The sequence below is a fragment of the Paenibacillus sp. Soil522 genome (genome assembly GCF_001428245.1).
Classification (GTDB): domain Bacteria; phylum Bacillota; class Bacilli; order Paenibacillales; family Paenibacillaceae; genus Pristimantibacillus.
Window position 1 is genome coordinate 246412 of record NZ_LMRV01000001.1, and the last position, 13572, is coordinate 259983.

18 protein-coding genes are annotated in these 13572 nt (G+C 48.5%); all 18 read left to right on the forward strand.

Features of this window, described 5'->3' with window-relative positions:
- Positions 1-22 precede the first annotated feature (22 nt).
- Positions 23-319, forward strand: coding sequence for a 2Fe-2S iron-sulfur cluster-binding protein (locus tag ASG81_RS01240; RefSeq protein ID WP_056627923.1), 297 nt, complete (start codon positions 23-25; stop codon positions 317-319).
- Between the two features lie 109 nt (positions 320-428).
- Positions 429-1031, forward strand: a complete 603-nt coding sequence (locus ASG81_RS01245; RefSeq protein WP_162254982.1) for a nucleotidyltransferase domain-containing protein — start codon at positions 429-431, stop codon at positions 1029-1031.
- On the forward strand, positions 1031-1378 hold the full coding sequence (locus ASG81_RS01250) for a 2Fe-2S iron-sulfur cluster-binding protein (RefSeq protein WP_056627929.1): 348 nt from the start codon (positions 1031-1033) through the stop codon (positions 1376-1378). The genes ASG81_RS01245 and ASG81_RS01250 overlap by 1 nt, the downstream gene beginning before the upstream one ends.
- Before the next feature lie 88 nt (positions 1379-1466).
- A complete protein-coding gene (locus ASG81_RS01255; RefSeq protein ID WP_056627934.1) occupies positions 1467-2219 on the forward strand; it encodes a hypothetical protein in 753 nt (250 codons plus the stop codon).
- Between the two features lie 298 nt (positions 2220-2517).
- Positions 2518-3996 carry a stage IV sporulation protein A gene (gene spoIVA, locus ASG81_RS01260; RefSeq protein WP_056627937.1) on the forward strand — a complete coding sequence of 493 codons (1479 nt, stop codon included), beginning with the start codon at positions 2518-2520 and terminating at the stop codon, positions 3994-3996.
- 229 nt (positions 3997-4225) lie between these two features.
- Complete coding sequence (locus ASG81_RS01265; RefSeq protein ID WP_056627940.1) at positions 4226-4501, forward strand: HU family DNA-binding protein; 276 nt, start codon at positions 4226-4228, stop codon at positions 4499-4501.
- Positions 4502-4694: 193 nt separating this feature from the next.
- Complete coding sequence (gene mtrB, locus ASG81_RS01270) at positions 4695-4916, forward strand: trp RNA-binding attenuation protein MtrB (protein ID WP_056627943.1); 222 nt, start codon at positions 4695-4697, stop codon at positions 4914-4916.
- Between the two features lie 130 nt (positions 4917-5046).
- Entirely contained in the window at positions 5047-5622 is a 576-nt protein-coding gene (locus ASG81_RS01275) for a hypothetical protein (RefSeq protein ID WP_056627946.1), read from the forward strand.
- Between the two features lie 126 nt (positions 5623-5748).
- Positions 5749-6618: a heptaprenyl diphosphate synthase component 1 gene (locus tag ASG81_RS01280; RefSeq protein WP_056627949.1), complete on the forward strand. Its 870-nt coding sequence runs from the start codon at positions 5749-5751 to the stop codon at positions 6616-6618.
- A gap of 8 nt (positions 6619-6626) precedes the next feature.
- Positions 6627-7343 (forward strand): demethylmenaquinone methyltransferase, encoded by a 717-nt coding sequence (locus ASG81_RS01285; RefSeq protein ID WP_056627952.1) that lies wholly within the window; start codon positions 6627-6629, stop codon positions 7341-7343.
- Entirely contained in the window at positions 7340-8215 is an 876-nt protein-coding gene (locus ASG81_RS01290) for a UbiA-like polyprenyltransferase (protein ID WP_056627955.1), read from the forward strand. The genes ASG81_RS01285 and ASG81_RS01290 overlap by 4 nt, the downstream gene beginning before the upstream one ends.
- A complete protein-coding gene (locus tag ASG81_RS01295) occupies positions 8209-8883 on the forward strand; it encodes a UbiX family flavin prenyltransferase (protein WP_056627958.1) in 675 nt (224 codons plus the stop codon). Before ASG81_RS01290 ends, ASG81_RS01295 begins: the two co-directional genes overlap by 7 nt.
- On the forward strand, positions 8846-9694 hold the full coding sequence (locus ASG81_RS01300; protein ID WP_081417051.1) for a menaquinone biosynthetic enzyme MqnA/MqnD family protein: 849 nt from the start codon (positions 8846-8848) through the stop codon (positions 9692-9694). The genes ASG81_RS01295 and ASG81_RS01300 overlap by 38 nt, the downstream gene beginning before the upstream one ends.
- 8 nt (positions 9695-9702) lie before the next feature.
- Complete coding sequence (locus tag ASG81_RS01305) at positions 9703-10677, forward strand: polyprenyl synthetase family protein (RefSeq protein WP_056627960.1); 975 nt, start codon at positions 9703-9705, stop codon at positions 10675-10677.
- 29 nt (positions 10678-10706) lie between these two features.
- A complete protein-coding gene (ndk, locus tag ASG81_RS01310; protein ID WP_056627963.1) occupies positions 10707-11150 on the forward strand; it encodes a nucleoside-diphosphate kinase in 444 nt (147 codons plus the stop codon).
- 31 nt (positions 11151-11181) lie between these two features.
- Positions 11182-11961 carry a CheR family methyltransferase gene (locus tag ASG81_RS01315; RefSeq protein WP_056627966.1) on the forward strand — a complete coding sequence of 260 codons (780 nt, stop codon included), beginning with the start codon at positions 11182-11184 and terminating at the stop codon, positions 11959-11961.
- 73 nt (positions 11962-12034) lie between these two features.
- Entirely contained in the window at positions 12035-12202 is a 168-nt protein-coding gene (locus tag ASG81_RS31785) for a hypothetical protein (RefSeq protein ID WP_235548693.1), read from the forward strand.
- A gap of 199 nt (positions 12203-12401) precedes the next feature.
- Complete coding sequence (gene aroC, locus ASG81_RS01320) at positions 12402-13571, forward strand: chorismate synthase (protein ID WP_056627968.1); 1170 nt, start codon at positions 12402-12404, stop codon at positions 13569-13571.
- Position 13572 lies beyond the last annotated feature (1 nt).

The window sequence follows — 13572 nt, forward strand, 5'->3', positions numbered from 1 at the left end:
GAAAGGGAGATATTGACATACAATGATTGAATTAAAGGGTAGAACTAAAACAGTTGTAATAGAGGCGGAAGAAGGCTTGTCACTGCTTGATCTTGCACTCAAGCATGATGTCGATTGGAGCTTTTCTTGTGCACGGGGCACCTGCGCCCGCTGCCGCTGCTTGATAACCGAAGGTGCGGACCAGCTGGAAGGCATAACGGACGAGGAATGGGACCGCCTTGAGCCTGAGGAGTTTGAGGAAGGATACCGGCTGGGCTGTCAGGCGATTGTCAAAACGGGAGCCGGAAAAATAGCTGCTGCTAACAAACCATATTTTTAATGCTGTAGAAGCTTTAGCTTCTATGCGGATTTATCGTAACCGCGAAACGGATTTACCGCCAGAGGATGAAGGAAGCCGTTTACGCCCCGAAAAAAAGGAAGTGCCGGCGATGACAGAACATGAACGCATTCATAAAGCGCTGGCTGCCGTGACCAAAGCCACACAATCAAGTCCAGCGAGATGGGTTATTGGCGGGAGCGCAAGCTTAATGCTTCGGGGACTTCCGTTATCCGCCGAACCGCGCGATTTGGATCTTTATTGCGATGATGAGGATGTTCATTCCATTTATCAGGCGCTCAAGTCTTTTGCGCTTGATGAACCTACAATTAGCGTAACCGAAATGTATCGCTCGAAGCTCAGCCATTTCCGCATACATGACGTACAGGTTGAGCTGGTTGGAGGATTTCATGTGAAAGCTTGCGGCAGTCATTATGAGACAATGGTTCGCAAGCTGCTTATGCTTTTTGCAGAACGGGTTCATTTGAATGAAGCCGCATTGACGGTATCGATTGTACCGCTCGCGCATGAGCTTTGGTTTAACTATCTCCGCGACCGTATGGACCGCGTTGATCAGATCATTCAAGCTTTTGCTAAAGCTCCGGCTCTGCATGTGGATGCGCTTCTTGCAATCGAAGCAAACAATACGTTCTCCATGGAAGCGAAGCGAAGCCTTCATCATTTGATAGCAGCTAGAGAGGGAGGTGGCTTGTAATGGACGGTGAGGTTACGTTTTGGCCATCGGGCCGTACGATTAAGGTTAAGCCGGGCACGACGCTGTTAGACGCTGCCAGACGTGCCAATATACCGATACGAACGCGCTGCGGGGGCAAAGCCGCTTGCTTCATGTGCAAAGTCACTGTGAGGCCGGGCAGCGAGCTGCAGCCGATAGCGGATAATGAGAGGCGAAAGCTCTCAGGCTTAGAAGGTGACAACATTAGGCTTTCCTGCCAAGCAAAGGTGGCGGGAAAGGTAAATGTGGAAATTCCGTTAGATCCGCTTCGTTCGGCGGTGGCGCGCCAGCTTGCGCGGCAAGCGGAGGAAACCGACGAATTATGGTAGCAGCGCTTGCGAGGCAGTTTGTTTTACAATGCTAAGCTTATGCTTACGAAGTAGGTTTGCTCCACAAACCTTGTAGGAGGAAAATGTGATGAATCGATTTAGAATGGGGGGGCAGCGCCGTCTTACACAACATTCAGCGGCGTTTGCTGCTTTATTATTCATGCTGTTATCTTTGTCAGGATGCATGTATCCGAAGGATCAGTTTATGCAAAATCAGGTCGCTCCCAAAGAGGCCGTACGGAACGTGCAGGCGGCGATTGATCAATATAAAGCTGAAACAGGCATGCTGCCAATCAAAAACAGCACGGCCGAAACGCCGAAGTATGAAAAGTTTTATGTCGATTTCGCAAAGCTCGGGCGGACAGGCTATTTAACCGACATTCCCTCCTCTGCCTTTGAAAACGGCGGCAGCTATAGTTTCCTCGTCCTTGACGAAGAGACGAAGCCTCGGGTTAAGCTGCTCGACATATTAGCCTTTCAAAGGATAAATGACATTCAAAGCTGGGTAACAGCTTATATTCAGACAAACAGCGAGCTCCCGAAAGGGGAACAGATGTATCCGGGTTTTTATCAGATTGATTACAAAAGCATGAATAAGACCGTCCCGGCTATCCGAAGTGTTTTCTCAGGCCAAACGATTCAAGCGCTTGTGGATGACAACGGTGTTGTATACTCCGATTACGGAATCGATATTATGCAATTTGTGCAAAAAAGCGGTAAAACCGATTTCGATGCCGCGTTTGATTTGCGTACTCTGCTGGTTGACGGTACCGATTTTGTCCCCGTTAAATCTCCAGCCTACCGCCTTGTGAACAATGAGCCGCAGGCCGTCCGGCCGTAGGAAAAGTCTGGTTTTATCTATACGATAGCTTTATTCCTTTCCCTGACTATTAGTCTCGGAGAGGATTTTTTTTGGCCGTTTCGGTCATAGATATGCTCTTTTTCTCATATAACTCAATCTTGGAAGGGAAGCCCTAAGACGAGGAAAAAAAGATTTCGTAGAAGGAATCGTCATAATCGGAAAGCCTGCACATAAGATGTTACTAGTCCAAAAAGCATGTACGAGTTGCGTCGCTGGCCTGCCCTATTGACCGGTGGATGGCGGCGAACCGGAAAAATCAATTGGGAGGGGATATTCAGTGGAGAAAGTGGACATTTTCAAGGACATAGCCGAAAGAACCGGCGGGGATATTTACCTCGGTGTTGTCGGGGCGGTCCGGACGGGCAAATCAACGTTTATTAAACGGTTTATGGAGACGGTTGTACTTCCGAACATAGCTAACGAATCAGACCGTGTGAGAGCCGTGGACGAACTTCCTCAAAGCGCCGCAGGTAAGACGATCATGACTACAGAGCCTAAATTTGTTCCGAATCAAGCGGTGAAGCTCAGGGTTACCGATGGACTTGAGGTAAACATGAGACTGGTCGATTGCGTTGGATATGCCGTTGAGGGCGCGAAAGGCTATGAGGACGAAAATGGTCCGCGTATGATCACGACCCCTTGGTTCGATGAGCCGATACCGTTTCAGGAAGCGGCTGAGATTGGAACGCGTAAAGTAATCCAAGAGCATTCAACACTAGGTGTGGTTGTCACGACAGACGGCACAATCGCAGAAATTCCGCGCAGCTCCTATGTCGTAGCTGAAGAGCGCGTCATTAACGAGCTGAAGGAAGTCGGCAAACCATTTGTGCTCGTCATTAACTCCACCCGCCCTAAGAGTGAAGAAGCGCTGCAATTGCGGAATGAGCTTCAAGCGAAATACGATATACCGGTTATGACGCTTAGCGTAGCGACCATGGGCGAGGAGGAAGTCATCTCCGTTTTGCGGGAAGTACTGTACGAGTTCCCTGTTCATGAGGTGAATGTTAACTTACCGAGCTGGGTTATGGTGCTGAACGACAATCACTGGCTGCGCAGCAACTACGAGAGCTCAGTGCGCGATACCGTCAAAGATATTCGAAGACTGCGGGACGTCGACCGGGTGGTCACCCAGTTCATGGAATATGATTTCATTGCCCGAGCCGGCTTGAGCGGCATGAACATGGGGCAGGGTGTCGCCGAAATCGACCTGTACGCTCCGGATGAGCTGTACGACCGTATTCTGATGGAGGTTGTCGGAGTTGAGATAAGGGGTAAAGATCATCTGCTGCAGCTGATGCAGGAGTTCTCACATGCCAAACGGGAATATGACCGCTTCGCAGAATCGCTGGAAATGGTCAAAACGACCGGTTACGGCATTGCGGCGCCGACACTTGCGGAAATGGCACTCGACGAGCCGGAACTGATTCGCCAAGGCTCTCGCTTCGGGGTTAGACTGAAGGCTACAGCACCGTCCATTCATATGATCCGCGTCGATGTGGAATCGGAATTCGCTCCAATTATCGGCACGGAGAAACAAAGCGAAGAGCTGGTCAGATACTTAATGCAAGACTTTGAGAACGATCCGATCAAAATTTGGGAGTCTGATATTTTCGGCCGTTCCCTGCACTCGATTGTGCGAGAGGGCATTCAAGGCAAAATCGCCATGATGCCGGACAACGCGCGCTATAAGTTGCAGGAAACGCTAGGCCGCATTATCAATGAGGGCTCCGGGGGTTTAATTGCGATCATCCTGTAGCTGAATGAATCTAGTATACGAATAGGCCGCTACCAAACAGGGAGCGGCTTTATTTGTTTTGGAGGAATTGATCGTTAGCACTTGAAATTGGCAAACGGCTGTATTACTATAGGTTTGTTCAGGCAAAAGGTATATTTTTGAAGATTTCCGTTAATAAGAGGGATAAGATGAGAGTTTATATGCTTACAATGAAAACGTTGCCGTAAGTGACTTTGGAGGAGGTGAAACAATGAACAAAACAGACTTGATTTCAAAAGTAGCTGAGTTGACTGATCTTTCGAAAAAAGATGCGACAAAAGCAGTTGATGCTGTTTTTGATGCTATTTCCGATGCGTTGCAAAGCGGAGATAAAGTGCAATTAGTTGGATTTGGTAACTTCGAAGTTCGCGAGCGCCAAGCACGTAAAGGCCGCAACCCGCAAACGGGAGATCCAATCGAGATCGCGGCAAGCAAAACGCCTGCTTTCAAACCGGGAAAATCTCTCAAGGACCTCGTATCCAATTAAGTATAAGCAAGCGCAAACGGCTTACGCCGCCAACCATTGGCGGCATTGGCGCGTTTTGCGGCTAGTGACGTCCGGACGGACTGCCGTTCGGGCGTCTTTTGTTTATATACGAGCGGGAATAGATTGCACAAACGTCATACTTCCACTATAATTCACATGGATAGTTTGGAATTTCGGATGCGGAGGGATAACGATGGAGCCTGTACATGGCGAGTATATTGTTGTAAAAGCAAAGGATCAGGGCGTTCAAGTCATCGGTTTAACACGCGGACTGGACACAAAATTTCATCATACGGAAAAGCTGGACAAAAATGAAATTTTAATTTGCCAATTTACCGATCATACTTCGGCAATTAAAATTCGCGGTAAAGCGGTCGTAATGACGAAATACGGAACAATGGAAACCGATCAGTAGCAAGCACGTGAAAGGCAGGCGAAGCCTGCTTTTTTTTTGCCTGCTTACTGTCCGAATATTCATCAGGCACCGCTCGTACAATGAAGTATGAACTCATTTTGGACGATGGGCAAATAGTTGGAGGTGCAGGGTGAACATCGGAAAACCACTCCTAACCGCATGTATGACCGCTGTAGCGGTAACGTTATTATTCACTTGGCTTCCTCATGCAGCATGGCAGCACGAGGCTAATCCAGGTGATGTGGCTGTCTTTCACGCAACACCGGCCGTTCGGCTTACCAACAGCAATTTAGTGGACGTTCTTATCGCTATTCAGCTAAATGAACGCTTGAGTAAGGCAGAGTGGAGCAATGGGATTTTGTCCGTTGACATGAGAGTCAGCACGACCGAGGGAAGGCCCTCGGTATGGTTTGCGGATGTAGAGAAGCTGGTGCGCGTCTCCTTCCTGCAATTAGAAAATGTAAAGCGTGTGCTTATCCGGATCGTTGAGGAGAAGCCGGACGGCGCAGCATTGCTTGCCGCAGTCGATGTGAGGAAAACAGACGACTGGCTCATTCAAGAGATGGACCGGCTTTCTCAAGCTGATCCGGTGCATGACGAGCTGTGGCGAAAAAGACTACGGGTAAGCTTTACCTCAGCGTGGGAAGAGCGGTTTGGACCGGTATCAGGATTTACGGTAAAGCCTGCCTCCATTTCGCAGCTTTAAAAGGGATGTATGTTGCAATTTGTTGAACAAGCGGGCTGAATCGTATGCTCTTTAGAAAAAGTTGTGCTATAATAGTTTAGATTATTGAGCGGCGATTTGCGCTTCTCTGTTCGGAGGCTTCCCCAAATGAAAACATACCGTATACCTGAAATAGCTCAAAAGTATGTGGAACACGACATCATACAAGCACATACGGCGCTTCCTGACTTTCCCGACGCACGGCTTCGCTCGCTCTATGCGTTTCTGAACGAGCAGGAGTCCCTCAAGACGCGCAGCGAACTCTATACGCTTGTCATATCACTCGTACAGCTGGGGATGGACACGCATGATTTAATCGATACGGACCTCGAGCGGCGAACTGAGCCGGAAATGCGCTCAAGACAGCTAAAGGTGCTTGCGGGGGATTACTTTAGTGCGACATTTTATCAATTGCTTTCGCAAGCCGGCCAAATTGACATGATTTCCAAAATCAGCGGCGCGGTCTCCGAAGTGAACAGGCTGAAAGTCAATCTTTACGTTCGGATGAGACAGCTCAAAATGTCCGCGGAGGAATATTTGAGCCTCACGGTGCAGCTTAAAGCCACCTTGTTTCACATTTTCTCAGGCGTCATGGAGGGTTCGCTGTCTCACGGCTGGTCAAAGATTCTTGACGGCGTTAGCCGTTGCGAGGCCGTGGTTGATGAACTCGTCCGCATGGAATATCCGGCTCGATTCGATAAGAGTTGGGCCTACTGGCATCTGCTGCAAGAGGGTACCGATGAGGAGCGTCAGCAGCTTAATCAGCGCATGCATGAGCCTGCATTCATTAACAGTTTGGCGGAAAAATATAATGTGCGCAGCCAGCTCAAGGCAAAGCTGAAACATTCAGCGGATGCCGTGAAGTCATTAGCTGGCAAGCTGGAATCGGACAAGTTGCTCCGTGAATTGACTGCGATCGTCGATGCGCTGTTGAACGAACATACCGGTTTCACGCCTGCACTCAACGAGACGAGGTGACTTTAAGGATGGATACGAACTCCAAAAGCCATGTACATGGCGTATTTGAACGGATTGCACCGAAATACGATTTAATGAATGATCTCATCAGCTTCCGCCGCCATAAGGCTTGGCGTAAATTTACGATGAAGAAAATGAACGTAGCGCCTGGACAAACCGCGCTGGATCTTTGCTGCGGCACCTGCGATTGGACGATTGCACTTGCTGACGCAAGCGTAACCGGGAAGGTCGTTGGGCTGGATTTTAGTCAAAACATGCTTGACGTCGGAGCCGCTAAAGTAGAAAAGCTGGGATTAAACAAGCAAATTACGTTAGTTCAAGGCAATGCAATGAGCCTGCCCTTCGAGGATGATACCTTTGATTTCGTGACGATTGGCTTCGGACTACGCAATGTGCCTGACTATTTACAGGTTTTAAATGAAATGCGGCGCGTCGTGAGACCGGGCGGTATGGTGGTATGCTTAGAAGTTTCCAAGCCTACCTGGCAGCCCTTCAAAGCCATGTATAACTTGTATTTCGAGCGTTTATTGCCATTAATGGGCAAGTTTGTCGCAAAGAGCTTTCAAGAATACAAATGGCTTCCTGAATCGCTCAAAATGTTCCCCGGTCGACAGCAGCTTGCAGAGCTGTTTGAAGAAGCGGGTCTTCAGCAGGTGAAGGCATATCCTCTGACCGGCGGAGTAGCTGCGCTGCATATGGGGACAAAGGAGAAGAAGCAGCAATGATTCGCAAACTACGCATTATTTTAGAAATGATTAAGTTTGAGCATACGGTTTTTGCATTGCCGTTCGCCTTTATGGGAGCGATTTTGGGCGCAGTGATGATGGAGCAGCGTCTTCCTTCATGGGGAGAGATCGGCTGGATTACGCTTGCGATGTTCGGTGCCCGCAGCGCAGCGATGAGCTTGAATCGTCTCATCGATAAAGCGATTGATCTGCGCAACCAGCGTACGGAGAAACGGGCGATTCCCGCCGGTTTGATTAAGACGGCGGAGGTATTGCTGTTTATTATCGTTTCATTCATTTTGCTGTTCGTAGCATGTGCGAATTTGGCGCCGATCGCGCTCAAGTTGATGCCAATCGCGGTTGTCATGCTGGTGCTTTATTCTTATACGAAGCGCTTCACATGGTTATGTCACATTTTCCTAGGCTTTACGATCGCACTGTCGCCGCTTGGCGGTTGGGTTGCGATTACAGGCGGATTTGATCCGGCTGCATGGCTTCTGTTTATAACGGTTGCTTTGTGGATTGCAGGTTTTGATATCATTTATGCGACTCAAGATTTTGAATATGACCGCAATGCAGGCTTATATTCGATTCCGGCTCGATTCGGCATTGCTGAAGCGCTTTGGATCGCCCGTGCGCTGCATGTCGTTACGGCAATCGGCTTTGTTGCGTTGTTTTGGCTAACGGACCTGAGCTGGATGTATTTGCTGGGAACGTTAATCTCCATTTCGTTATTGTTCTACCAGCACTGGCTAGTTCGTCCAAACGATTTATCACGCGTTCAAACTGCGTTTTTTGGAATGAACGGTACATTAAGCGTCTTGCTGTTTTTATTTACAATCGTTGATTTGTTGGTGATTCACCAATGGTAGCCGGCAGCAAGGACGTATATGTACCTGGCTGGACGAATCGATGGGTGGTCGGCATAACAGGAGCCAGCGGTTCCATTTATGGCATCCGGCTCATCGAAGTGCTTCTTGAGATGAATTATGAGGTTCATTTGGTCGTTACGGAAGCAGGCTGGCGGGTGCTGAAGGAAGAGCTCGGCTGGGAGACGACGCGTCGCTCAGCGGCGATAGAACAGCGCTTCGGCGATGCAATTGTCGACAAAAGGCTTGTGTTCCATCCGAATGCGGATATAGGCGCAAGTATAGCAAGCGGCTCTTACCGCGTTCAAGGAATGGTTATTGTGCCGTGCTCGATGGGGACGCTTGCGTCAATCTCGCACGGCATTTCCGATGACTTGATGACTAGAGCTGCGGATGTCATGCTTAAAGAGAATCGGCAGCTGCTTATCATACCAAGAGAAACGCCGCTTCATGCTATTCATCTCGAAAATATGCTGAAGTTAGCACGTCTTGGTGTTAGAATCATTCCGGCAATGCCGGCTTTTTATTACAAACCGCAATCAATGGATGAAATGATTAATTTTATGGTTGGAAAATTACTTGACAATATGTTAATCGAACATGATTTGTACAGAAGATGGGGAGATGAACAGAATGGGCATGAATCGCCCGATCACCATCGGAAGAATTGATTACGCGAATGCTTGGCCGTTATTCCATCAGTTCGAGGAGCGGGCAGATCGGAATAACTTTAATGTGATAAAGCGCGTACCTTCTGAATTAAACCGGATGCTGAAAATCGGTGAATTAGATGTATCGGCCATTTCGTCCTTCTCCTATGGACAAAACGCGTCTGAATATGTACTGCTTCCGGAATTGTCGGTCGGCTCAGTCGGCATTGTAAACTCAATCCTTTTGTTTATGAAGGAGCCGATTGAGCGTATGAGGCCTGATCGGATTGCGGTAACGGCAACATCGGCGACTTCCGTCAATTTGCTGAAAATTTTGATGACTCTGCACTTTGACTGCAATCCAGAATATGTAACAGAAGCGCCCGATCTTGATCGAATGCTGGAGACTTCCGATGCAGCGCTTATAATAGGCGACCCTGCTATCCAAGCTTCATGGCGAGATCATGGGCTGCATGTCATTGACTTAGGACAATTATGGTATCAGTGGACGGGACTTGGCATGACGTATGCCGTAGTTGCGGCACGCAAAGAAGTAGCTGTAACAGCACCAGAAGCCCTTTATACAGTGTATAAAGCGCTAAATGTGAGCAAACAGTATAACAAGGCTCATCTTGGTCCGCTAATTGAACAAGCCTGCTCGCAGCTTGGAGGAGTATCGACGTATTGGGAGATGTACTTTCATTCGCTTCAATATGATTTTGGGAGCAAGCTGCAAGAAGGACTTAAGTTATATTTCGATTATTCCAAGCGGCTTGGGCTGCTAGCGAATGACGTGGAGCTTACTTTTTTTGAAGACCAATCTGCCCAATAGGTGAAAGAATGAAACTACTAGACTTGTATGCAAAGATGAAAGGCGACCTAAATCAGATCGAACAAGAGCTGGAGCGTTGCGTGTCGGATGACCATGTGCTGCTCGGCGAGGCTTCTTTACACTTGCTCAAAGCCGGAGGAAAGCGGATCAGACCCATCTTCGTGCTGCTTGCCGGAAAGTTTGGCGATTACCGGCTTGATGTGATGAAACGGGTCGCAGTACCTCTTGAACTTATACATATGGCTTCACTTGTCCATGACGACGTCATTGACGATGCTGATACCCGTCGCGGTCAGCTTACCGTCAAATCCAAGTGGGACAATCGCATCGCGATGTACACGGGGGATTTTATTCATGGAAAAGCATTATCAATTGCAGCTCAGCTTCCTGATCCGCAAATTCATCAAATTTTATCAAACGCGCTTGTACAGATGTGTATCGGTGAGATGGAGCAAATTCGCGATTTCTTTAATACGGAGCAATCCATTCGTAATTATTTGCTTCGGATAAGGCGAAAAACGGCGTTATTGATTGCAATAAGCTGTCAGCTTGGCGCCGTTGCGGCAAATACCGATCGTTTGACGGCTAATCGCTTGTACCGTTATGGCTATAATGTCGGTATGGCATTTCAAATTCGCGACGATTTGCTTGATCTTTATGGAACGGAGAAGCAAATCGGCAAGCCGCCAGGCTCCGATATGCGTCAAGGCAACATAACACTGCCTGTTCTTCTCGCTTTGCAGGATTTGAAAACGCGCGATCCGCTGTTAAGCGAAATCTCTGCGCTTCGGGAGCATGGAGGGCAAAAGGATGCAGGACGTGCTATCGAAATGATTAGGCAGAGCGATGGCGGAGAGCTTGCGGATCAGCTCGCGAACCGGTATATAAAAAAAGCTCTCAGCGCATTAGAGGGATTACCTAATGTGACAGCGAAAAAGAACTTGATAGACATCGCGCATTTTGTCGGTAAACGTAATTATTAATCATGCGAATTTGAAAGGAATGGTTGAAGATGGAGAGAACTTTTCTGATGATTAAACCGGATGGCGTTCAGCGTGGCTTGATTGGCGAAATCGTTTCGAGATTTGAAAGAAAGGGACTGCAGCTGTCGGCAGCCAAATTCATGGTCATTAGCCGTGAGCTTGCAGAGCGGCACTATGAAGAGCATAAGGGCAAAGGATTTTACGAGCCGCTTCTCGATTTCATTGCATCAGGTCCTGTATTTGCAATGGTGTGGCAGGGTGATAACGTTATTGCTTTATCTCGTGCGTTAATTGGCAAGACCGATGCTCTGGATGCTCTTCCGGGCACAATCCGTTCGGACTTTGCTGTACATACGAATTTTAATCTTATTCACGGCTCCGATTCGGCAGCCAATGCGGAAAGAGAGATCGGTATTTTCTTCTCCCAGGCTGAGCTGGTTGATTACGAGCATGCTATTCAGCGGTGGATTTGATTTTCTAGGGCAACTAGTGATGGGGGAAGCAATGCTTGAAGATCGTGATTTCTCACAATTTATAGTTCGGATAAAGCAAAAGACCGACATCGATTTGTCGCAGTACAAGGAAGCCCAAATGAAGCGCAGGCTGACCACATTGCGAATGAAGTATGGATTTCATAATTTCGAGGATTACTGGAAAGCCATTGAACAAAACCGCAGCATGCTGAACGAATTTTTGGATCGCATGACGATTAACGTTTCCGAGTTTTGGAGAAATCCTTCCCGTTGGGAGGTTTTGCAAAAACGCTTTTTACCGGAGATGCTTAGTTCCGCAAACCGCCTAAAGGTGTGGAGTGCGGCTTGCTCTACGGGAGAGGAGCCTTACACGCTTGCTATGATTTTATCGGAGCTCGGAGTGCTGCAGCGTTCCTCATTGCTGGCGACGGATTTAGATTTGAATGTGCTGCAGAAGGCGATGGAAGGCAGTTATTTGGAGCGCTCGCTGCGCGACGTTCCGCCGGCGTACCGGCAAAAATATTTTAAGCAAGCGGATGGCGCTTATCTTATCTCGGACTCATTGAAGCAATTTATACAATTCAAGCAGCAAAACCTTCTGCATGATCTTTTCGACAGCTCGTTTGATTTAATCGTATGCCGAAACGTGATGATCTACTTCACGGAAGAAGCAAAGCATTTGCTGTATCATAAGTTTTCTAAGGCGCTTAAGCCTGGCGGACTGCTTTTTGTTGGAAGCACGGAGCAGATTTTCTCGCCGTCCCAATACGGATTTGAAACCGCAGATACCTTCTTTTACCGCCGTGTTTAAGAGACATGTATACCGATTTCTAACTTCTCCTATACTAGTTATAACGTAAATGACTTGGAGGATGAAGCAACCGATGGATAAGCGTAAGGTTATTGCCGCCTATAGGCGTGGTTTTATATCAATTCAGGAATGCGCGCAAATTATCGGTGTAGACAGCGGACAAATGACGAGACTTATTAATGATCCGATGCTGACGAAAGATGGGAAAGCGCAGCTTGTGAAAAGATCGGTCAACAGCTAATAAGCGGCAAGCGGCACAGGCTGGCGGAATTGTCTTTCAACAGGACGATTCTGCCGGCCTCTTTTATTGTCCGGAATGCGGTTTTGGCAGGGTTCAAATTCTTGTCAAACCGGATGCGCTGTACTATAATGAGCAAAGATGTTTAGTGCAGTAAAGCATAGCAGGCGCTTATAGGCTTGCTTTGAAGGAGGAGCTTTGGTTGAGTTTAAGGTATTTGACAGCTGGAGAAACGCATGGTCCCCAATTAACAGCTATAATTGAAGGACTGCCAAGTAATTTGACTATTGATTTCGAGGAATTGAACTTTCAGCTGCACCGCCGCCAGAAAGGTCATGGTCGCGGCCGTCGGATGCAGATCGAGAAAGACACCGCAAACATTGTAGGAGGCGTGCGTCATGGCAAAACGACTGGTGCTCCTGTAGCGCTTGTCGTGGCAAACAATGACTGGAAGCACTGGACCTCTGTTATGAATATCGAACCAATCGAAGGCAGTGACGAAGAGAAACGCCGCGTTCATCGCCCGCGTCCGGGTCATGCGGATTTGAACGGCGGTCTGAAATATGATCTGAAGGATTTGCGCAACGTATTGGAGCGTTCAAGCGCCCGCGAAACGGCTGCTCGTGTAGCTGTGGGTGCTGTAGCACGCCAATTGCTTGCTGAATTCGGCATTAAAGTAGCCGGACAAGTGATTAGCATCGGCGAAATTGAAGCGCCCGCCAATCAGCTGTCTGTTGATGAATTGATCCGGTTGACCGAGGAATCCTCCGTTCGGGTCGTGGACAAGGAAACCGAGCAGAAGATGACGGATTATATCGATCAAATTAAAGCGGAGGGCGACTCCATCGGCGGCATCGTGGAATGCATTATCGAAGGCGTACCTATCGGTCTCGGCAGCCACGTGCAGTGGGACCGCAAGCTTGATGGACGCATTGCGCAAGCGGTCGTATCCATCAATGCGTTCAAAGGCTGCGAGATCGGCATCGGCTTTGAAGCAGCTAAGCTTCGCGGCTCGCAGGTTCATGATGAGATTATGTACAATGCGGAACGCGGCTATCACCGAGCAACGAATCGTCTTGGCGGCTTCGAGGGCGGTATGACAAACGGGGAACAAATCGTCGTACGCGGCGTAATGAAGCCGATTCCAACGCTCTACAAGCCGCTTCGCAGCGTAGATATCGATACGAAAGAGCCATTCACCGCGCAAGTAGAGCGTTCCGACAGCTGCGCAGTGCCTGCAGCCAGCGTTGTCATGGAGCATGTCGTCGCTTGGGAAGTTGCCAAAGCGTTTCTTGAAAAGTTCGGTGGCGATTCCATCGAGGAAATTCGCGCTAACTTGAACAATTACCTCGAACAGCTGGGCCGGTACTAAG